General features: G+C 39.4%; 17 protein-coding genes and 2 pseudogenes. 18 read left to right on the top strand and 1 reads right to left on the bottom strand.

Translation table 11 applies throughout. The features are described from left to right. Positions 1-75: 75 nt before the first annotated feature. Positions 76-402 (top strand): hypothetical protein, encoded by a 327-nt coding sequence (locus AC1HCU_RS11465; protein ID WP_480366121.1) that lies wholly within the window; start codon positions 76-78, stop codon positions 400-402. Positions 403-440: 38 nt separating this feature from the next. Beyond that, positions 441-560 carry a heavy-metal-associated domain-containing protein gene (locus AC1HCU_RS11460; protein ID WP_480366119.1) on the top strand — a complete coding sequence of 40 codons (120 nt, stop codon included), beginning with the start codon at positions 441-443 and terminating at the stop codon, positions 558-560. A gap of 1 nt (position 561) precedes the next feature. On the opposite strand, the gene AC1HCU_RS11455 is transcribed toward AC1HCU_RS11460, so the two are convergent. Next, positions 562-1,167, bottom strand: a complete 606-nt coding sequence (locus AC1HCU_RS11455) for an RNA polymerase sigma factor (protein WP_480366117.1) — start codon at positions 1,165-1,167, stop codon at positions 562-564. Positions 1,168-1,301: 134 nt separating this feature from the next. Here AC1HCU_RS11455 and AC1HCU_RS11450 point away from each other — a divergent pair, with 134 nt between their 5' ends. From AC1HCU_RS11450 to AC1HCU_RS11375, 16 genes and pseudogenes are all read left to right on the top strand, one after another. Continuing rightward, a complete protein-coding gene (locus AC1HCU_RS11450; RefSeq protein WP_480366115.1) occupies positions 1,302-2,318 on the top strand; it encodes a FecR family protein in 1,017 nt (338 codons plus the stop codon). Beyond that, positions 2,299-5,277 carry a TonB-dependent receptor gene (locus tag AC1HCU_RS11445; protein ID WP_480366113.1) on the top strand — a complete coding sequence of 993 codons (2,979 nt, stop codon included), beginning with the start codon at positions 2,299-2,301 and terminating at the stop codon, positions 5,275-5,277. Before AC1HCU_RS11450 ends, AC1HCU_RS11445 begins: the two co-directional genes overlap by 20 nt. A 128-nt stretch (positions 5,278-5,405) precedes the next feature. Beyond that, on the top strand, positions 5,406-6,182 hold the full coding sequence (locus tag AC1HCU_RS11440; RefSeq protein WP_480366111.1) for a class I SAM-dependent methyltransferase: 777 nt from the start codon (positions 5,406-5,408) through the stop codon (positions 6,180-6,182). Between the two features lie 192 nt (positions 6,183-6,374). Continuing rightward, complete coding sequence (locus AC1HCU_RS11435) at positions 6,375-7,514, top strand: acyltransferase family protein (RefSeq protein WP_480366109.1); 1,140 nt, start codon at positions 6,375-6,377, stop codon at positions 7,512-7,514. Next, entirely contained in the window at positions 7,507-7,818 is a 312-nt protein-coding gene (locus tag AC1HCU_RS11430) for a hypothetical protein (protein ID WP_480366107.1), read from the top strand. The genes AC1HCU_RS11435 and AC1HCU_RS11430 overlap by 8 nt, the downstream gene beginning before the upstream one ends. A gap of 310 nt (positions 7,819-8,128) precedes the next feature. Then, the gene (locus tag AC1HCU_RS11425; RefSeq protein WP_480366105.1) at positions 8,129-9,472 is read left to right on the top strand and encodes a sigma-54-dependent transcriptional regulator; all 1,344 of its coding nucleotides are present in this window, start codon (positions 8,129-8,131) and stop codon (positions 9,470-9,472) included. A gap of 251 nt (positions 9,473-9,723) precedes the next feature. After that, entirely contained in the window at positions 9,724-9,801 is a 78-nt protein-coding gene (gene kdpF / locus AC1HCU_RS11420; protein WP_436419342.1) for a K(+)-transporting ATPase subunit F, read from the top strand. 2 nt (positions 9,802-9,803) lie between these two features. Then, positions 9,804-11,495: a potassium-transporting ATPase subunit KdpA gene (gene kdpA / locus AC1HCU_RS11415; protein WP_480366103.1), complete on the top strand. Its 1,692-nt coding sequence runs from the start codon at positions 9,804-9,806 to the stop codon at positions 11,493-11,495. A gap of 13 nt (positions 11,496-11,508) precedes the next feature. Then, positions 11,509-13,548, top strand: a complete 2,040-nt coding sequence (kdpB, locus tag AC1HCU_RS11410; RefSeq protein ID WP_480366101.1) for a potassium-transporting ATPase subunit KdpB — start codon at positions 11,509-11,511, stop codon at positions 13,546-13,548. Between the two features lie 11 nt (positions 13,549-13,559). Then, the gene (locus AC1HCU_RS11405) at positions 13,560-14,114 is read left to right on the top strand and encodes a potassium-transporting ATPase subunit C (protein ID WP_480366099.1); all 555 of its coding nucleotides are present in this window, start codon (positions 13,560-13,562) and stop codon (positions 14,112-14,114) included. A gap of 4 nt (positions 14,115-14,118) precedes the next feature. Continuing rightward, complete coding sequence (locus tag AC1HCU_RS11400; RefSeq protein WP_480366097.1) at positions 14,119-15,192, top strand: porin; 1,074 nt, start codon at positions 14,119-14,121, stop codon at positions 15,190-15,192. A 3-nt stretch (positions 15,193-15,195) separates the two neighbouring features. Further along, complete coding sequence (locus AC1HCU_RS11395; protein ID WP_436419334.1) at positions 15,196-16,326, top strand: sensor protein KdpD; 1,131 nt, start codon at positions 15,196-15,198, stop codon at positions 16,324-16,326. A gap of 164 nt (positions 16,327-16,490) precedes the next feature. Then, positions 16,491-18,062, top strand: a complete 1,572-nt coding sequence (locus AC1HCU_RS11390; protein WP_480366094.1) for an ATP-binding protein — start codon at positions 16,491-16,493, stop codon at positions 18,060-18,062. A gap of 124 nt (positions 18,063-18,186) precedes the next feature. Continuing rightward, positions 18,187-18,393: pseudogene (locus AC1HCU_RS11385) on the top strand (site-specific integrase); the annotation flags it as partial. Between the two features lie 174 nt (positions 18,394-18,567). After that, positions 18,568-20,184 (top strand): RNA-binding domain-containing protein, encoded by a 1,617-nt coding sequence (locus AC1HCU_RS11380; protein ID WP_480366092.1) that lies wholly within the window; start codon positions 18,568-18,570, stop codon positions 20,182-20,184. A gap of 623 nt (positions 20,185-20,807) precedes the next feature. Next, a pseudogene (locus tag AC1HCU_RS11375) lies at positions 20,808-21,928 on the top strand (tyrosine-type recombinase/integrase). Positions 21,929-21,945 lie beyond the last annotated feature (17 nt).

The following is a 21,945-nucleotide window of genomic DNA, read 5'->3' as shown; positions in this document are numbered from 1 at the left end:
AAGATACTATAGGAGCTATGCAACAAACTGTTTTAAAAAATAAAAATCAGATCACGCTGATCAGTGCCATCCTGATTGCCCTCGCTTGCACTGCCAGACGTGGAAATCGCCATGGGTAACGGCACAGACGTGGCCATTGAGACATCGGATCTGGTGCTGGTAAACTCCGACTTCAGCCGTCTACCTTATGCACTGGGATTGACGAAAGCCATATCATTCAATATAAGACAAAATATTGCGATAGCGGTGGGTGTCGTGTTCGTATTACTGGGCGGTCTGTTGTTCAGCGAATGGATGAATATGCCGGTTGGCATGTTGGTGCACGAGTTGAGTATACTGGTTGTTATTCTGAACGGCATGAGACTGCTTGGTTACCGGCCACGAAAGTCACACAAGAAATAATTTTTAATTTATAAAAACAATAAAGACAGGAAACGAAAATGAAAAATTCAGCAACAATTCAGTTAGAGACATTGACCTGCACTTCGTGTATACAAAAGATTGAGGGGGCAGTAAAAGGGCTGGATGGTATCGATGACCCAAAAGAATACACTGGATAATTTATCCGAAGAAATAAATTACAACGGATACTATCATGGTTAATAGTTTTTTTTCGTTTGATTGAATTTCCGGATAATGTTTCTTTAAACGCTCCCGGACAGTATTTAACAACTTCGAAAAAGCATTGTGAACTGTCTGAGGCGTCGTATTCAATTCTCTGGCAACTTCTTTTGCCGGAATATTTTCCATTCGCATCCAAAAGGCATTTCGAGTTAACATGGAACTGTTTTTCAAAGCGTCGTGCACAACTTGTATCAACTCTTCTTTTTCGAGGTTTGTGCTTGCTATATCAATGAATTCGACGCTTGTATATTCAATCGGAATGGTTTCGGGTACGGCAATACGATATATATCATAGATACGGAAGCGAAGATATTGCAACATAAAAACTTTAACACATCCATTTTTATTCGCACGCAACATACGCGGATTTTCCCAAAGGGCAAGCCAGAAATTCTGAACAACGTCTTTCGCTATTTCCTTGTTATGAACTTTAGACAACACGAAACAAAGAACGACACGGTTGTATCTTTCGTAAAATTGAGTAAAAGCCTTTTCGTCTTTTTCTTCAATGGCTTTTAATAGTATTTTGTCTGTTGTTTTCAATCCAAAACAAAAGTAGAAAAAATCTTCGAATCTTATTACCGCACCATCGCCAGAATTTCTTCTATTCGGTTATATGTTGATCCACAAAAAAATAGTAATTTTATCCATTCAAACATTGAACAAATACTTTAGAAATGAAAAATAGCACATCCGATAATCCACGAAAAAAATTGACGGATAAAGAAAAGGAGGTTCTGGCGCATGATTTGTTCGAAAGATACCGTTTGGGTAAAACTACTGAGGAAGAAAACAAAATTATTGAATCGCTTGAAGTCGATTTCATTCCCGAAAAGGATTTTGAGTTAACGGACGAACTCATAAATGAGATGGATCTTGATACAAAGGTGTTTATTTTTAAACATGCAGGCATAGATTTGGACAATCCAACTCATCGTGCAAAAAAACGTGAACTTTCGCTTACCATTATTGCTTCTATTGCAAGTATTGCCTTACTGGTAATCGGGATATTTTTGTTTTACAAGCCGCAATATCACCAGACTAAAAATATTGAAAAACAACATGTTGCGACCAGCGCAATTAAAAATATCACCTTAGCCGACGGTTCTGAAATCATTTTAAACTCGGGTACAACCTTACGTGAAACCTCACGTGAAGTGTGGTTGGAGGAAGGGGAGGTATTTTTCAACGTAAAACCCAATAACAGCCAACCATTCATCGTTCATTTGCGCGACGGGTTGACGGTAAAAGTGGTTGGAACAAGTTTTACAATTCAAAGTTACGCGGAATTATCATTTCAGGAAGTCAGCGTGTTGAGTGGAAATGTAAATGTTTCAACTCCGGAGAACAAAAGTTTGGAGCTTGCAGCTAACCAGCAAGCAACATATTATGCGGCAAAAAAGGAGCTTACGCGAGAATCGATTAACAGCGTGCAAAAAGCAGCCTGGCGTACAGGTACAATCGTGTTGGAAAGTGCATCTGCCGATGAATTGTCTTTACGTATTCGTCAACTATACGGAAAAGAGGTCGTTTTTGAGAACCAATCCGGATCAATGTCCATAAATATGACGCTCGACAGATCCACGGCAATAAATGAAATTGCGGATGAAATAGCTGCTTTGTACGATTTGACCTATCGTATCGCTGACGATAAAATAGTCTTCCAATCCACAAATGCCACGGAAATTCCCTAAAATATTATTGTCGCTTTTCGGCTTATTTTTCATTGGAAATGTCCGGGCGCAAACCACTTCTTTCCCGGCCGAAAATATGTTGTCGCGCATTGAACGCATTGATGAAACGGCAAGAGAAAAAGGAAAATCCATCACGTACGAATCGCGGTTTTTAGAAGGGGTCACTGTACGTCCGTTAAGAACAATGTCTGCAGATATTGAAACATGGCTGCGTTTGTCACTCGAAAACACTCCGCTTACATATCGCAAAATCAACGCTGACCGTTTTGTAATCGTTCGCCGCAACCACGAAAAAACAGCCGGAGGATACCTGGCGGGTAAAATTACCGATACGTTTGGCGTGCCGATCGCCGGCGCTACCGTTTGGGTACAAAGTGTGCAAAGAGGAACAATGACCGGATTAAACGGCGATTATTCGTTACCGCTTTCCGCAGGTAGTTTTGAGGTTGAAATCCGTTTTTTGGGATACGAGCCGATACAGGTTACATCCGTCGAGATTGGCGCAAAGCAAACAGCACGCCTGGATGTGGTTCTGAAAGAAACAAACGTTTCGCTTAGCGAAATAGTAGTTGTCCAAACACCGCCCGAAAGCACCATTATCGGTGCATTGCGGGCACAACGAAACACACCTTACGTCAGCACTGTACTTGCCGGACAGGAAATAGAACGCTCAGCCGCCAACACCGTTCGCGATGCGTTGCAACTCATTCCGGGTATCGCTGCCACCGAAAATAACGGTATTATCGTCCGTGGCGCGGGCGGACGATGGAACGAAATTGCACTCGATGGAGTTTCACTACCCAATTACGATCCGGCGTACAGCATTTTTTCCTTCGACATGTTACCCGTTTCATTGGTGGACAATATCCGTTTATTGAAATCGTCCACGCCGGATATTCCCGTAAGTTTCGGTAGCACAATGACCGATATCATCACAAAAGATATTCCGGAACAAAATTTTGTGCAATTGAAGGCAGAATTTCAACTGAATACGAAAAGTACTTTTCAAAACCAACGCGGAAGAAAACGCGGTAAATGGGATTTTATCGGATTGGACGACGGAAGCCGCGAGGTTCCAGAAAATGCAGTACAGATTCCGGCAACACATTTTCGGATTTTCAATCGTAAAGCGCCGCCATCACAGCACTATTCCGTAACAGTTGGTCGAGCACGTACATTAGCAGACAAGGGAAATCGAACGGGTGTATTGTTTTCCCTTTCTTGCCAAAACACACAACAGCAAACGGTTATTGAACATACACTACGTGGCAGATGGAAAGGTATCGGGCAAAATACGGGTAATATGCGCGAGAGTCGTAATTCAGGATATACCTATGGTTACAATACGGTTATGGGCGGAATGCTGAACGCGGGATGGCAATTTGACAAAAACAGAATAAGCCTGCGGAACATTTTTACGAGAAATTTTGAAAACGATTTAACGGAGATATCGCAGCATCTGGAAGATATTCCGGATAATGACAAGAACCTGAGCCGTCAGTTTTTTAATTATCCCACGTTTTCCACACTGTATCAGAATAAATTGGACGGGCATCACTTTATCGGCAATGCTTCGGTAAAATGGAACGCATCGCATACGCTTGTGCAACGTGAACGAAAAGATGCCGCGTTCTCGGAAATGTACAAGCCGCTACGCGACGATTCGTTGCTCTATTTCCTGCACAACAATCCTCAATTGAGGAATACCTACCCCGCATCCAGCGGACGATACGGGAACCGGGAGCAGAGTTTCAGAATAGGAGCATCTGTTTCGTTCCCTTTTCGTCGGGGAAATCCGACAAGCACATTCACAGCGGGTTATAATAGCAACTACAAGCGCATACGATATGGATTCAGCGAGTTAATCCTGCAATATAATAACATTCCCGCACCGGAAATCAACCGGACATTTGGACAGGATTCTTTTGAAAAAACAATGATTGAACATTTTCCTTTCACGATGCTGGAACACCGTTGGGGCGAAAAACTCCGTTTGGTTTGGGGAGTACGTGCCAATTACGAAAACATTGTGAAAAAATGGGAATTTATGCCATCGGCAAACTTCATTTATACTCCTGTCGTTAATTGGAATATGCGGATGAGCTACGTGCGTTCGGTTATTCTTCCGCAATTGGCCGATTACATCCCTTTTCCTGCTTACGATACGCAATTGCTCGGCACATCCATTAATCGCCCGATACGTTCTTCAGATGTTCAGGCTCTCGATTTTCAGGCTGAGAAACAAATGGAGGCGTTCGATTTTATTTCTGTCGGACTGTTTTACAGATACATTAATCGCCCCATAGAACGCACCACATACGAATATGGTCTAGACGAACGAATGTACGTACTGCAAAACTCGGATAAAGCGATTAATTACGGGCTTGAAGCGAATATACGTAAACAATTGGGATTTATGACTGATGCCGATTTCATGAGTCGTATTCAATTTACTGCCGGATTTACGCTTACCCGTTCATCCGTATATGGGAAGAGAATGGTAATGAAGAACAATGACGAATTTGTGGAAACGGAGAGTATACAAAAAAGACCGCTGTCGGGACAAATGCCTTATCTGTTGAATGTTGGATTAAACTATTCGGATAAAAATCTAAATGCCAACATTCTGTTTAACCGAAGCGGCCGTCAGCTTTTTGTGTTGGGCGAAAATGCGTACGGGCACGAATATCGCGCACCGTTTAATTCGCTGGAGGCTACTGTGAGCTATCGTTTTCCTAAAAGCGGTATTCAGCTTAAATTGAGCGGGGTAAACATTTTGAATTCCACGCAAATCTTCTATACAAACTCACCCGACGATTATATTCGTGATGAATATAATTTTCCTACGGATAACCTTTTGCCGCACAAATCCGAAAATTTTGACCCCGGACATGATCCGGTTATTCATAAAACATATGACGGACGATCCTTCGCCTTTTCTGTTAGTCGCACATTCTAATTATATTTCCTTTTTTTAACTAAAATCACGGTTAGGTTTCTTCTCTTTTTTGCGTAATGTTCAAATAACATTGCGCTTCGTGTTTTGTTACTCACGCGCAATTCATTTAAAATTAATAAAATAAATGAATGCAAAAAAGACATACGAACAGGAAACAATATTTCAATGAATTAGCGGAAACATGCAAGAAGTATTTTCTCCCATTTATAGAACATCATAAAAAAATCACCCCGAACCTCAGCATTTTGGAAATTGGGTGTGGCGAAGGTGGTAATTTGTTGCCATTTTCCAAACGGGGATGTAAAGTAACCGGGATCGATATTTCGGAGATCAGGATCAAGGAAGCAAAACAGTTTTTTCAGGAAGAGGGATTGTCCGGTAATTTTTTATGTCAGGATATTTTTACAGCAATCATTGTGGAGAAATTCGATATCATTATCATCCACGATGTGATTGAACACGTGTTAGCAAAAAAACGATTACTTGCTATTGCGAAAAACCTGTTGAACAGTAATGGAGTTATCTATGTCGGTTTTCCGCCGTGGCAAATGCCGTTTGGCGGGCATCAACAGATTTGTCGTAACAGAATGATTTCTTTTTCACCGTTTATTCATCTTTTACCTGAAAGAATATATAAAATACTTCTGAAGAAAGCAGGCATAAATCAGCGAACAATAACCGAATTGATGGAGATAAAGGGCTGTGGAACAACAATTGAGCTTTTTAAAAAGCTTGTCAAGGAAGTCGAATTAACGCAAGTGGATGAAGCGTATTATTTTATCAATCCGCATTATGAGAGCAAGTTTGGATTAAAACCCGTCAAGACAATTTCAATTTTTTCGGCGATTCCTATCTTAAGAAATTTTCTTACAACATCGTATTTTGCTATTTTAAAGAAACGTTGAATTTTCATATCCCTCAATTCTCAATTCATTTGCGCCACTGCAACTAGCCAATGTTCCACATCCTCCCTGTTGTTTGTACAGTTGTCATATTAAGTGTGAGTAAACGGCTTCAACAGGGATAGCCTGTGGTCGATACGCCTAACAAAAACGCGGCGGCAAGTTAAAAGATACCTTTTTGTAAACAAAATAACAGTGAACAACAAAATTTCAGACCATAAGAATATTGCCCTATTTCCAGGTCTAAACTCTCTTCGGTTTATTGCCGCATTCCTTGTGGTATTGCATCATGGCGAAACCATTAAACGAAAATATGAAATGGATAATTTTGAATGGCTGGGGTTGTTCAGAAACGGAGGGCATGCGGTTACATTCTTCTTTGTGCTGAGTGGATTTTTAATTACCTATTTACTGTTGAAAGAACGCGAAAGAACGGGTACCATAAAAGTAAAAAAATTCTACTTAAAAAGGATGTTGCGAATTTGGCCGCTTTATTTCTTGTTGATTTTTATAGGAGCGATTCTACTACCATGTGTGTTTTCTATTTTTCAGATGGACTATGAAATGCCCTATAACCTGAAGCAAACATGGTTTTACTTTTTGTTTTTTATACCGGGACTGGTAACATTCTATTTTGGGCATCACCTTTTAGAACCCTTATGGTCCATAGGCGTGGAAGAGGTGTTTTATTTGATATGGGCTCCTTTTTTTAAATATATTAAAAAAAGAGTGTGGGTTCTACTCTTGTCAGTCATTCTGTTTAAGATTATTTTATACGTATCGGGTTTTGTAATACACAATGAATTGTTTGGTTATTTAATTACCTCCTTTAAGTTTGAGTCTATGGCAGTCGGCGGTTTGGGGGCCTACCTTATATACACGTACGGGCAATCATTTACCGAATCGTTTCTGTTTAAAGTGCCTATCCAGATAATCACATTTTCTACGCTTGTGGTGTTTTTACTGTTTCATTGTAATATTCACAACAAGGTATGGCTTATTGTGTTTAAAACACCGGTATTTTCTTCGTTGTTAATAGATTTCTTGTTTTTATATGCCATTATCTGTATCTCCACCGTAGATAATAGCATAATCAAGTTGAGAAATAAAACCCTGTCATTCTTGGGAGAAATTTCTTATGGTATTTATATGTATCATATGCTTATCATTTTTGGAGTAATACTATTTCTGAAAAAGTATTTAGTTCAAATTACCTTGGCATGGAGTCATATCGTATTTTATGGGATAGTTGTCTTTAGTACGATTTCTGTATCTATCTTATCAAAATATTTATTTGAGAATTATTTCTTGAAATTAAAAAGACGGTATGATTGAAATGGGAATAAGTGACTTCATCGCATATATCCCGATTTTTCTGCCAGCTTGTAAATGGAAACGCCTATCGGTTTGGATGTATGAGGAAAGGTATAAATTCATTTTTCGGAGAACGGTTACGCGTGAGGAAATAAAATCATTTATCGAAAAAGAGTATCAAGAGCAAAAGGATAATGTACAAAAAGCTTGGTTAAAGATTACCCTTGATAAATATTATAATCCCGGAGAAACATCCCAATGGTATTATTCCGATAGATTGCATCTCGTTGCGAAGTATTTATCCTGCCCACAGATCATTAAATGATGAAATTTCTGATTTGGAAAAACTAGGTGCAATTATTCGACTAAAGAGGGGACAGTATCTCGTTTCTCAGCAAATTTCAGCGAAATTCATGTCCACAGAGTTGATTGCCAATCATCTTTATGGACATCTTATATGTCGATGTAAACCTCGCTTTGTCATGAAGGACTTATTTCCAAAAGCGTTCGTACGACAACTTCACTAACATTCAGGACAGCAAAAATATACGAAAATTGCAGCGGATGATTGACAATACACTTTTCACATAAAAAATCCGTAATTTTGTATTTCATGCAATATCGAAACAGGTGGAATGAGAACAATTCTTATAATTGATGATGAAATAAAACTCAGAACGCTTTTGTCCCGCATTCTGAGTATGGAAAATTTTCAGGTAGTGCAGGCTGAAGATTGTAAATCGGCCATGCGGATACTTGGGCAAACACCGGAAATAGATGTTGTGTTGTGCGATGTGAAAATGCCTGATGGAAACGGAGTTGCTTTAACAAAGGATATAAAACAAAAATATCCTTTTATTGAAGTCATTTTATTGACAGCCTATGGCAATATTGCCGACGGGGTACAAGCAATGAAAAACGGCGCCTTCGATTATATCATAAAAGGAGATGATAATAATAAAATTATTCCGCTGCTGAATCAGGCATTTGAAAATGTGGAGAGAAAACGCAATGCCAATACTGCGAAAAAAGGCCAGAATACAGATTATTCCAATTTAGTTATTGGAACATCGGAAGCACTGAAAAAAAATCTTTCGTTAGCCGAAAAAGTAGCAAAAACCTCTACCTCTGTTTTATTAACAGGAGAAACCGGAACGGGAAAAGAGATTTTTGCAAGATTCATTCACCAGATGAGCTCTCGTGTTATAAAAAGTTTTGTCGCTATCAACTGTTCTGCATTTAGTAAAGACCTGCTTGAGGGTGAATTATTCGGACATAGGGCGGGAGCGTTCACAGGAGCGGTGAAAGAGCAAAAAGGGCTCATCGAAGAAGCCGATAAGGGTACTTTGTTTTTGGATGAAATAGGCGAAATGCCAATTGAACTCCAACCTAAAATACTCCGTGTTCTCGAAACCGGAGAGTTTTTGAAGATTGGCGAAACAAGACCTACGAAAGTTGATATCCGCGTTATTTCTGCTACTAATCGGAATTTGCAAGATGAAATCGCTCGAGGCAATTTTCGGGAAGACTTGTATTTTCGATTATCCGTCTTTAACATAAAATTGCCTTCTCTAAAAGAGCGCAAAGATGATATACCTCTATTCATCAATTATTTTATGTCGAAATTTTCTGGAAAGGAAAATCTCTCCGTTTCAAAATCGGCTCTTGATGCATTAATAAATTATTTCTGGCCGGGAAATATCAGGGAATTAAAAAATGTGATAGAAAGAAGCTCTATACTAATGGACTCCGAAGAACTTCAATTAGAAGATTTGCCTTATGAAATACAACAATACAACCTGAATTTATCAATGAAAGAAACCGAAGCGGCGCCTCTCTCAATGGCCTCGGTAGAAAAATTACACATACAAAAAGTTCTCAGGCACGTTTCAGGAAATAAAACAGAAGCAGCAAGGTTGCTGGGAATTGGCATTGCCACCCTTTACAGAAAAATTGAGGAATATAAATTAAAACCGTAACCACCTTTCTCATTATGATAAAAGCCTATCATTTTGATAGGCTTTTTTTATCTATCATATCGTAATAGATGAAATTTAACTTGTTGATTATAAGTTGTTTCTTTTGCGATTGTTTTGAATGGCATAACTTTCGCAAAACCAATCTAAGTAAAACCATAAATAAATAAAAATATGCAGACGATTTTATTAACATTAGCAGGATTGGCCTGTTTTGCGTTATTCTACGCATCCATTAATTTTTTTGAAGAGGTATGATACTATTATTAATTATTGCAATAGCCGTATTTATATATATGTGCTATGTGCTCATTAAACCGGAGAAATTTTAGCAATGAATGCAGATGTTTTAGGTCCCCTCACAATGTTCTTATTGACATTGCTTATCGGGTTGCCATTAGGAAAATATATGGCAAAAGTATATGCGAACGAGAAAACGTTTTTGGACTTTATAATGCGTCCGGTTGAAAAACTTATCTTTCGGATAGCAGGAATAGACGCGGACAAAGAGCAGAACTGGAAAGAGCAGATGGTAATATTGCTTACCATCAATTTGATTTGGTTCCTGTTAGGAATGTTTATTTTTACAAATCAAAGTTGGCTCCCCCTTAATCCTGATCACAATCCCAATCAATCGCCCTCGCAAGCTTTTAATACCACTATTTCGTTCTTGGTGAATTGTAATTTGCAACACTACTCAGGCGAAACCGGAATAAGCTATCTTGGACAACTTTATTTGATGTTTCTTCAATTTGTTACCGCTGCTACCGGAATGGCCGCAGCCGTAACCGTATTTTACGCTTTGCGAAAAGGGTCACACAACACCCAGGGAAACTTTTACAATTCTTTCACGAAATCAATTACTCGCGTGCTCGTACCTATTTCGATGATTATCGGGATAATCTTGATATTCAGCGGTACGCCAATGACTTTTGAAGGAAAACAAGCAATGACAACATTGCAAGGCGATTCTATGACTGTTTCAACGGGACCTGTGGCAGCTTTCGTACCCATTAAGCATTTGGGAACGAACGGTGGCGGGTTCTATGGAGCAAATTCTTCTCATCCGCTCGAAAATCCAACTTACCTCACTAATATGGTTGAGATGACGGCACAAATGATAATACCCTTTGCCATGGTGTTTGCGCTGGGATTTTTCCTTCGAAAACGTAAAATGAGTTGGATGATTTGGGGCGTGATGACTCTTGGATTCCTCTTGCTCGTCATACCCAATATAATGATGGAAATGAAGGGTAATCCTATTATTCAAGAAATGGGAGTCGATATCTCAGGTGGAAATATGGAAGGGAAGGAAGTGCGTTTCGGATCGGCTGCGTCAGCCTATTGGAGCATCGTTACTACCGTGATTTCTACGGGCTCCGTTAATTCGATGCATGATAGTTACATGCCTCTCAGCGGAATGAACATGATGCTGGGCATGATGACCAATACATTTTACGGAGGCGTGGGCGTGGGAGTTTTAAATTTCTTTGTTTTCATTATTCTTGCCGTATTTATCAGTGGATTAATGGTGGGGCGAACGCCCGAATTTTTAGGCAAAAAAGTAGGGGCGCGTGAAATGAAAATAGCCATGATTGTGGCTCTCGTCCATCCTTTTCTTATTCTTATCGGTACGGCTCTTTCGGCTGCCATGCCGTTGCTCACATTAGACACGCTAAATAATCCCGGATTCCATGGCTTTAGCGAAATGCTTTATGAATTTACATCTGCATCGGCTAATAATGGAAGTGGTTTTGAAGGATTAGGAGATAACACCCCTTGGTGGAATATAAGTACAGGATTTGTGCTCATCCTTTCGCGGTTTATTCCAATAATCGGTCCGGTGGCAATTGCGGGAAGCTTGAGTGCAAAAAAATACATACCTGACAGTGCAGGAACGCTTCGAACAGACAGTCCTACATTCGGAGTTATGGTTTTTGTGGTAATTGCCATCATAGCAGCTTTATCCTTTTTCCCGGCTCTATCATTAGGTCCTATTGCCGATTATTTTACAATGATACATTAATTTTTATACAAAAATGACAAAAAGAGAAAATACATCAAATAAACTGTTTGAGCCTACTCTGGTTAAACAAGCAATGCGAGAATCGTTTGTTAAACTCAATCCTAAAATAATCTTTCGGAATCCGGTAATGTTCTGTGTATGGATAGGTACTTTGGTTATGATGGGCGTTTGCCTATGGATTGCTATTGCTCCGCAAACAGCCCATCAAGGAACTTTGGGGTACAACCTTGCAATTACTCTCATATTGTTTGTAACGTTGTTGTTTGCCAACTTTGCCGAAGCAATTGCCGAAGCGCGGGGAAGAGCACAAGCCGACACGTTGCGGAAAACACGAGAAGAAACTCCTGCTAAAAAAATCTCCGCCAACGGCATTATTACTATAGTCAGTTCATCGGAATTGAAAAAAAACGACCTGTTCGTGTGTGAAACGGGTGATATTATTCCGGCTGATGGTGAAATTGTTGAGGGACTTGCTACAATTGATGAAAGTGCCATTACAGGTGAAAGTGCGCCGGTAATTCGCGAAGCAGGTGGTGATAAAAGCTCGGTAACCGGAGGAACAAAAGTGTTGTCCGATTCAATAAAGGTAAAAGTAACATCACAGCAGGGAGATAGTTTCTTAGACAGAATGATTGCTTTGGTAGAAGGCGCATCACGACAGAAAACTCCTAACGAAATAGCTCTTACTATTTTGCTGGCAGGCTTTACTTTAGTATTTATTATTGTAGTGATAACGTTGAAGCCTTTCGCCGATTTCGCATCCGCTCCCATTCGTATAGCGGCGTTGATTTCACTTTTCGTGTGTCTCATTCCCACAACCATAGGAGGATTGTTAAGCGCCATTGGTATCGCCGGAATGGATAGGGCTTTGCGGGCCAATGTGATTACCAAAAGTGGGAAAGCGGTAGAGACGGCGGGCGATATAGATGTCCTGTTATTGGATAAAACGGGCACGATTACCATCGGAAATCGTAAAGCAACAAATTTTATTCCTACTCCCGGGATAGAAGAAATGAATTTTATTCGTAGCGCTGCGCTCAGTTCAATTTCCGATACTACCCCCGAGGGTAAATCCATACTCGAGCTAGCCAATATCACTATACGAGATTTTGATCTGCAAAATGCTCATTTTATTCCATTCACTGCGGAAACCCGTGTGTCGGGTATCAATTATCAGGATATCCGGATTCGCAAAGGAGCTGCCGATGCAATTGAACGGATGGTGGAAGAGGCCGGGAACGAATTTCCTCTGGCCATTGTTAGTGAAGTATCCAATATTTCCAACAAAGGAGGTACACCGCTTGTGGTTGCTGAAAATGAAAAAGTTGTTGGTGTTATTGAACTTCAGGATATAATTAAGCCGGGCATTCGCGATCGTTTTGAAAGACTTCGGAAAATGGGAATCAAAACGGTAATGGTTACCGGCGATAATCCGCTCACGGCAAAACATATTGCTTATAAAGCCGGAGTAGATGATTACATAGCGGAAGCCAAACCCGAAGATAAGATGAACTATATCCGCAAAGAACAATTGGAAGGACATTTGGTAGCGATGATGGGGGATGGAACCAACGATGCTCCGGCTTTAGCCCAAGCTGACGTGGGTGTAGCTATGAACAGTGGAACTCAGGCAGCTAAAGAAGCCGGCAATATGGTGGACCTGGATAATGACCCCACAAAGCTGATTGAAGTTGTAGAAATCGGCAAACAGTTGTTGATGACGCGTGGAACACTCACAACTTTCAGCATCGCTAACGATATAGCAAAATATTTTGCCATCATTCCTGCATTATTTATTGCCACCATACCTTCGTTGCAAGAGTTAAATATTATGCGGTTGCATACTCCTGAAAGTGCTATTCTTTCAGCTATTATTTTCAACGCCATTATTATTCCGTTGCTTATTCCGTTGGCTTTGCGTGGCGTGTCATACAAGCCCATAGGAGCAAGTGCGCTGTTAAAAAGAAATTTATTTATTTATGGCTTAGGCGGAATTGTTCTGCCGTTTATCGGAATCAAACTCATTGACATGTTGGTGTCGTTATTTATTTAAAAAGACAGAAAATGAAAAGATATTTTTTATCCGCGTTGCGAATGACAGGAGCAATGCTTGTGTTGTGTGTAGGAATATATACGCTGATATTGTTAGGAATAGCACAGATGGCCCCAAATTTTGGAAAAGGAAAACGAATAGCCGATAAAAACGGAAATATTTATTTCGAAAATATCGGTCAGCGATTTGATAGAGATATTTATTTCCACTCGCGTCCATCAGCGGTAGATTATAATGCGGCAGGCAGTGGCGGCAGCAATAAAGGCCCCAATGATGCTGAATATCTGAAACAGGTAAAACAGCGAATAATTGATTTTGAAATGCAAAACCCGAAGTCACATGTGCCGATAGATATGGTAACGGCAAGCGGAAGCGGGCTTGATCCGCATATTTTCATAGAAGCGGCAAATGCTCAGGTAAACCGTGTAGCTAAAGCACGAGAATTAGATGTGGAAATAGTAAGGAATCTGGTGAAAGATCACGAAGAAAAAAATCCAATCGGACCGGAAAAAATAAACGTATTGAAATTGAATATTGCCTTGGACAATTTAAAAATAAAAAAATAAGACGATGTATAAAAGACTTTTCTTTTCTTCTTTCTGGTTGTTTTTGTCTTTTTCAGGAAGTTTACTCTTAGCTCAAAATCTGGAAAATCCCTTATCCATAAAGGGATATACAGAAATTTATTATTCTTATGACTTTGCCGAGCCGGCCAATCACATAAAACAGCCTTTTCTGTATAATTACAATCGACACAACACGTTCAATCTGAATTTAGGAATGTTAAAGGTGGCGTACAATACCGATGTCGTACGCGGAAATTTAGCGATAATGGCCGGGACCTATGCCAACGACAACATGTCGGCGGAAACAGGAACCTTGAAGCATCTGTTTGAAGCCAATGTTGGAGTAAAAGTTTCCAAAAGAAAAAGTATTTGGATAGATGCAGGTATTCTTCCCTCTCATATTGGTTGGGAAAGCCCGATTGGAAAAGAGTATCCTACGCTTACCCGCAGTATTACGGCCGAAAATACACCCGCATTTGAGACAGGTCTAAGGCTTTCATACTTAAGCACGGATGAACGTTGGTACATAAGCGCCTTATTGTTAAACGGATGGCAGCGCATTGAGCGTCCAAAAGATAATAACGCCCTTGCTTTCGGGCATCAGATAACATTTATGCCCACACCTTCCATCACTCTAAACAGCAGTTCATTCATAGGAAACGATTCGCCTTCAACCGAAAAAAAGATGAGGTGTTTTCACGATCTCTATGGTATCTTTCAAATAAATGATACTTTTGCATTGACAGCCGGATTGGATGTCGGAGCGGAAGAAAAGGGGAATGGTGAACGAAGTTACAATGTGTGGTATTCCCCTGTGGTTATTTTATCCATAAAATTGTCATCCGGGTACCATTTGGGATTGCGCGGAGAGTATTATAGCGATGAAAATGGGGTAATGCTGGCAAATGGAGCAAAAATTTTTGGTTATTCGTTCAACTTGGATAAACACATTGCCGATAACGTAATATGGCGGAGTGAGGTTCGGGGATTTCATGCAGACAAGGATTTATTTGCATGGAAAAATAAACCGGTGTCGAATAACGTTTCAATAACTACATCTTTAGCAATATCATTTTAAATAATGCAAAATAGCAAAAAAGAAAACCAAGATCCTGAATATTTTCTTGACCTAATTAAAAAATCGCGTCGTGGAAGGTTTAAAATTTACATTGGCATGATTGCCGGTGTAGGTAAGACTTACCGCATGCTTAACGAGGCGCATTCGCTTTTGCGCAACGGAGTAGATGTGCGCATCGGTTATATTGAAACACATGGTCGTTACGAAACTGAGCTATTGCTTGACGGTATTCCCGAAGTTCCCCGGAAAAAAATTTTTTATAAAGGAAAAGAATTGGAGGAAATGAATTTGGATGCAATCATCCTACAACGCCCCGAAGTGGTATTGGTGGATGAATTAGCACATTCAAATGTGATAGGGAGCAAAAATAAAAAAAGATGGCAGGATGTAATGGATCTGTTAGAGGCGGGAATTAGCGTGATTTCGGCTGTGAATATTCAACACTTTGAAAGTCTTAATGAAGATGTGAAAGAAATTACAGGAGTTGAAGTGTTGGAGAGAATTCCCGACAGTATCTTGAAGCAAGCAGATGAAGTGGTAAACATAGATCTTCCGGCGGATGAACTTATTACAAGGCTAAAAGAGGGAAAGATATACAAAGCTGATAAAATTCAAACGGCGCTTGATAATTTTTTCAAAAGCGAACATATTTTACAACTTCGCGAGTTAGCCCTGAAAGAGGTTGCATCGGCGGTGGAAAGACAGGTGGAAAATGAAATCACAAAGGAGGGAATGCATCAAGAGCGTTTTCTTGCCTGTATCAGTTCCAACGGACAGTCCGGTAGAAATATCATTCGAAAAACAGCAAGATTCGCAAAATATTATCAGTGTAGATGGTTTGTGTTGTACGTAGAAACTCCTAAAGAAAGGTTCGATAAAATAGCTCTTGATAAACAGCGTTTCTTAATCAACAATTTTCAACTAGTTACGGAATTAGGGGGAGAAATTATCAGAGTCAGGTCCGACAATATCTCCGATGCCATTGTCCAGCAGACTAAAGAGAGAAAAATAACGACTGTGTGCATCGGAAAACCACACTTCAAGCTTATTCATATTGTTACATCGCGCAACGTGTTTAATAACTTAATTAAGAAACTGAATAATACAAAAACGGATTTAATCATTCTAAACTAACTTTGGTCATGAATATTAAAACAAAACTCTTTACGGGAATCGGCTCGTTATTTTTGCTGGTTGTTTTCCTTTCCCTATTATCCGGATACTATATCAATAAATTGTCAAATGATACAAAAAACATTCTTGCGGACAATTACAACTCGGTTAAATATGCGCGGGAGATGCTGATGCTTTTGGATGCCGGTATTCAAAACTCTTCTATATGTCTTGAGTTTGAAAAAAATCTGAAACTACAGCAAGCCAATATAACCGAAACCGGTGAAAAAAAATCTACTTATGCATTACTCCGAGACTATGACAAATTGAAACAGAATTTGTCAGATACGGCTTTATATCCTACGCTTCGAAAAGATTTGCTAACTATCATCAGTCTAAACATGGAGGCAATCCAAAAAAAAAGTAATATTGCCGACATCACAGCCTATGATGCTATCCTGTGGATTGTGGTAGGTAGTGGATTGTGTTTGATTATAGCGCTGACATTGCTGGTTTTTATGCCGAAAAATATTGTGAAGCCTATAAGCGATTTTACACAAAGCATCCAACATATCGCGGAAAGAAACTATTCAGAAAGAATTAATCTCAAGCGAAACGATGAGTTTAAAAAAATGGCGGAGGCTTTTAATGTCATGGCCGAGAAACTACAGGAATACAATAATAGTAATTTGGCAAAAGTTCTTACGGAGAAAAAACGAATTGAAGCGCTGATAAACAATATTCATGAACCGGTTATTGGGTTGGATGAGGATTTAAAAATTCTTTTTATGAACAGTGAGGCTTTACAGATTTCCAATCTCAAAAGTGAAGAGGTGATAGGAAAATCGGCTCAAGATATTGCGGTTAAGAACGATTTGATGCGTACCTTGATACAAGATTTCTTTGGAGAAAAATCACCTTCTGCAATACTTAAAATATACGCCGACAACAAGGAAAGTTATTTTCAGAAAGAAATTGCTCCGATGAATATCACACACACGGGCGAAACGGGAATGCACCATATTGGCAATGTTATTTTTCTGAAAAACATAACCTCTCTGAAAGAGTTGGATTTTGCTAAAACCAACTTTATGGCTACCATTTCTCATGAACTGAAAACTCCGATTTCTTCCATAAAAATGAGCGTTCAATTACTGGAGAATATAAAGATAGGCAAATTAAACGATGAACAGCTACATCTCACGGAAAGCATAAAGGAAGATTTGGAGCGGCTGTTGGGTATTATTGGAGAATTATTGAATATAACGCAGATTGAAACCGGGAATATTCAACTTTCCATTATCCCGACAAATCCTAAGGAAATTCTGGATTATGCCATCATAACCACCCAAATGCAAGCAGAGCAAAAAAAAGTGTATCTCTCAATATCCTGCCCTGATAATATTCCTTCCATACTCGCAGACCCTGAAAAAACTGCCTGGGTGCTTATTAATTTAATTACAAACGCAATCAGATATTCTCATGAAGGAGGCACTGTCTATTTAACCGTTTCTACAACAGGAAACAATGTTTTGTTTTCTGTTAAGGATTCGGGACAAGGTATTCTGCCCGAATATCAGGAAAGAATATTTGATAGATATTTTAGAGTACCGGGAAGCAATACGTCGGGGAGTGGCCTGGGACTTGCAATAAGTAAAGAATTTATAGAAGCGCAAGGCGGGCACATCACCTTAAAAAGTGAATATGGCGAAGGCAGTGAATTTATTGTATTCTTAAACAAGAGCAATATGAATTAACAACAGAGAAGGAGAAGATAATACTGTTTTGGGTCAACTATGTGCTTTGGTGGGGAAAATGTGGGGAAAATCCGTAATTAAAAAGCCCTGATTGACAATCAGTCAATCAGGGCTTTGCCAACAAACCCGTGAGGAAATTCAAAAACCTTTATACGAGGTGGCTTCCTCTCACATGGCGAGACGCAGTTTCATTAGAAACATCTATAAAAAAGTCAAAGACCCGAATCTGGTCGGAGCTTTAAGTGGCCATAAAGAGGGTAGTAAAGTTTTTGCACGATACCGGACGATTGATGACGATATGAAAAAAGAATTAATCGGGATGTTGGAATAAATAAGTACATTTGTAGAATATAGGATGCGCCTCGGGCAAGTTCAACGAGTTAGACTATTCCTGCGTTCGGCAAAACGAGTTTACTCGTTCTGCACTCTCTTAACGGAATAGTTCAAGCGAACTTGCCTTTCCTCTCGGCTTTCACTATATTTGTGTTAAACTTCAGGGCATAATATGATTACAAAAGATGAAATAAAGGTACTATTGAAAGATATTGAAAACGAACGTGTAGAAAGAACAATATCAACAAAAGATACCGATAAATTTGCAAGGGCTGTTTGTGCCTTTGCAAATGACCTGCCCAACAAACGACTTCCGGGTTATCTCATTATCGGAGCCTACGATGACGGTTCATTGAACGGGTTAAAGGTGACGGATGAGTTACTGAGGAATTTGGCAGGATTACGTTCTGATGGAAATATAACGCCTCAACCGGCATTGATGGTCGAAAAGCTTTCTTTTCCCGATGGCGATATCGCCGTTGTCGAAGTGAAGCCGAGCAAGAGTACTCCCGTGAAATATAAAGGAACGGTGTATATCCGTATCGGGCCGAGGCGGGGGGAAGCAAATGACGAAGAATTAAGAATTCTTCGTGAGAAAAGCGAAGTAAAATCACAAACATTCGATACTGCTCCGTGTTTGCATACCACCATTGATGATTTGGATCTGGATCTATTCAAATCTGAATATCTGCCCAAAATGGTAAGCGCTAACATATTAAAAGGAGATAAACGAGGGATTAAGCAACAATTGGCATCTTTAAAGTTGTTTGATCCGGCACAAGACTGCCCGACAGTTGCCGGCATCCTACTCATTGGAAAAGATCCATCGCATATTCTCTTTGGTGCGTATATACAATATGTTGAATTTGCCGGAAAAAGTATAACCTCTAAAGTGATAAATGAAAGACAGTTTTCGGGAAACCTTATCACGTTATTAAAGGAGATAGACTATTTCATCAAATATACAATTCAGAAGCAACGTCCGGTATTTGTTACGGTTTTACGGGAAGAAATGAAAATCAACTACCCGTATGAAGCAATAAGAGAGCTGGCTATGAATCTCATCATGCACCGTACGTATGAGACGAATGCCCCGGCTCGATTTTATGAATACTCCGACCGGATTGAAATGGATAATCCGGGTGGACTTTACGGTAAAGTACAACCGGAGAATTTTCCACATGTAAATGATTACCGTAATCCTGTTATTGCTGAAGCGATGAAAGTACTTGGATATGTAAACCGTTTCAACAGGGGAATAAGTATGGTACAGGAACAGTTAGAAGCAAACAAAAACGGCTTGGCCATATTTGACTTTAAAGATATTACTACATTCAAAGTAACGGTGATGAGCGCCGATCCTAAACTAGAAGGAAAAGTAAGTGGTGCAGATGAGGCAAAAAGTGGTGCAGAAAATGGTGCAGATGGTATAGAAAGTGGTACAGAGAATAAGCCTGTACATGTCGGAGATGTGTCGGAGAAGCGTCGGAGAAATGTCGGAGAAGACAATGAAGCAGAAAAGAGTATGGGTGAAGCAGAAAATGAAGCAATAAGTGAAGCAGAAAATGAAGCAATAAGTGAAGCAGAAAATGAAGCAATAAAAATAACCTCGAGGCAAGTGAAGATTCTTCAACTAATTAGAGAAGATAATAGTTTATCAAGAGAAGCCATATCTAAACAATTAGAGGTGAGCGATTCGTCTGTATATCGTGATATTGAGAAATTAAAAAAGATTGGGAAACTTGAACGTATTGGAGGAAACAAAGGGGGGTACTGGAGAATAAAGTAATTCTACAGTGATGGATTATCGTAAAATCAACAGCCATATCTTAATAATCCCTTGTACAAACAAGAACACGAATATCGGAAGAATCAGGATATACGAGCCAAAGAAACAATGAAAATGATGTATGTCGGATTTTCTCGTCCAACACATTTGCTTTGTTTTGCATGTCTTAAGGAAAATGTGAAAGACGATATAGAATTATTTAGAAATGCAGGTTGGGAGATTGTAGATTTGCAAACAAATAATGAGGGATAGAATATCATAAAAAAATAAACTTTTCTTAGACTTCCCTAAAAATGCGGACAATTGCGGACACGGAAAGCAAAATAAAAACGATAAATTATTTACTGTTAATGATTTAGCGTTTTGAAATAGTGCCCAGAGCCGATACATAACCGTGAAAAAATTGGAAACTAAAAGAAATAATAACCTAAAATTCAAATAATTATAATTTATAAAATTCTCCATTATTGCCTATATTTTGTCATTTAGTACACTATTAGTACACCTCGAATAAAATTATTTTGTATCTTTACCAAAAAGAGAAACAAGTAGAAAATCAGATATTTATAAGTTTAACTCGGTTGTGTACACAATCCGGTATAGAACCATAAGCATTGAATATTATGGCAAAGTTAGAGGCAAAAACCAAAGAAAAACCCGAAATTACAGCAAAATATCCTCTCCGATGGTAGGATCAGTTTGTATCTCGATTACTACTTGGGACGTGAGCAAAACCCTGTTTTAGATAGGGAGGGTAATCAGGTATATTACACATCGGGAGCAATGGCGGGAAAACCAAAATTTTCAGTTAGGCATAACCGGAGAAAAGAAAACCTGAATCTCTATCTATTGGAAAAACCTCGAACACCCATTGAACGCCAGACAAATAAAGAAACATTGGAGCTGGCTTTGAAGATCAGGTCGGAGCGTGAGCAAGAGTTAAAGCAAAATATTCATGGTTATCGTCTGAAGAAAGATAAGAATGTCAACTTTTTGGATTATTTCCAATCCTATATTGATAGTTATACGAAGAAAGATATCCGGATGATGGAAGGTGCATTCAAACGGTTCAAAGATTTTTTGGATGATAGCTATCCCCAATATTCACGTCGCATAAGACCCGAAGAACTCACAAAAGATATGATGATCGATTTTGTGGAGTATCTGCAAAGTAGGAGTATGGAAGAGGGGGCGAAAGGTTACTATCAACGCTTTAAAAAAGTGATACATTATGCCATAGATCATGATGTTATGGTGAAAAATCCCTGTAAGGGAGTTGTCTGTAAAATCGATGAACAGGCTCTACAATGGTATCCGCCATTGTGAAGTGATCGAATTAAAATATCGGAATGTCGATTATTCTAATCGGTTATTAAAATTTGAGCAATTGAAGACAAAGGGTAAAAACGCATCAAGTGGGGTTGTTATTCCTCTGAATGACGGTCTATTGAGCTTGATTGAGGATTCAGACAATAAGGATGAATACACATTCACTCTCCCCAGCCATACCATGTGCAACAAAGCATTGAAACGTTGGGTGGCACGTGCCGGAATTAAAAAGCATATTACCTGGCATTGCGGACGGCACTCATTCGCTGTGAATATCTTAAATAATGGGGCAAATATTGAAACCGTTGCCAGTCTATTGGGGCATAGCGGGTTAAAGCATATGGAAAAATATACTCGTGCCGTGGATGAATTGAAACAGAAAGCGATTGACAGTTTGCCGGAATTGAAATTATAAACCGGGAATTTTTTATC

Source organism: Proteiniphilum sp. LBM24028, assembly GCF_056629195.1.
This window is presented reverse-complemented; position numbering and strand designations above follow the sequence as displayed.

Excerpts from the sequence above, each read along its gene's own strand:
- AC1HCU_RS11445 (WP_480366113.1), top strand. The coding sequence starts at position 2,299 with ATGCCACGGAAATTCCCTAAAATATTATTGTCGCTTTTCGGCTTATTT.
- AC1HCU_RS11425 (WP_480366105.1), top strand. The coding sequence starts at position 8,129 with ATGAGAACAATTCTTATAATTGATGATGAAATAAAACTCAGAACGCTT.
- kdpF (WP_436419342.1), top strand. The coding sequence starts at position 9,724 with ATGATACTATTATTAATTATTGCAATAGCCGTATTTATATATATGTGC.
- AC1HCU_RS11450 (WP_480366115.1), top strand. The coding sequence starts at position 1,302 with ATGAAAAATAGCACATCCGATAATCCACGAAAAAAATTGACGGATAAA.
- AC1HCU_RS11405 (WP_480366099.1), top strand. The coding sequence starts at position 13,560 with ATGAAAAGATATTTTTTATCCGCGTTGCGAATGACAGGAGCAATGCTT.
- AC1HCU_RS11390 (WP_480366094.1), top strand. The coding sequence starts at position 16,491 with ATGCTGATGCTTTTGGATGCCGGTATTCAAAACTCTTCTATATGTCTT.
- AC1HCU_RS11430 (WP_480366107.1), top strand. The coding sequence starts at position 7,507 with ATGATTGAAATGGGAATAAGTGACTTCATCGCATATATCCCGATTTTT.
- AC1HCU_RS11460 (WP_480366119.1), top strand. The coding sequence starts at position 441 with ATGAAAAATTCAGCAACAATTCAGTTAGAGACATTGACCTGCACTTCG.
- AC1HCU_RS11400 (WP_480366097.1), top strand. The coding sequence starts at position 14,119 with ATGTATAAAAGACTTTTCTTTTCTTCTTTCTGGTTGTTTTTGTCTTTT.
- AC1HCU_RS11440 (WP_480366111.1), top strand. The coding sequence starts at position 5,406 with ATGCAAAAAAGACATACGAACAGGAAACAATATTTCAATGAATTAGCG.
- AC1HCU_RS11395 (WP_436419334.1), top strand. The coding sequence starts at position 15,196 with ATGCAAAATAGCAAAAAAGAAAACCAAGATCCTGAATATTTTCTTGAC.
- kdpB (WP_480366101.1), top strand. The coding sequence starts at position 11,509 with ATGACAAAAAGAGAAAATACATCAAATAAACTGTTTGAGCCTACTCTG.
- AC1HCU_RS11380 (WP_480366092.1), top strand. The coding sequence starts at position 18,568 with ATGATTACAAAAGATGAAATAAAGGTACTATTGAAAGATATTGAAAAC.
- kdpA (WP_480366103.1), top strand. The coding sequence starts at position 9,804 with ATGAATGCAGATGTTTTAGGTCCCCTCACAATGTTCTTATTGACATTG.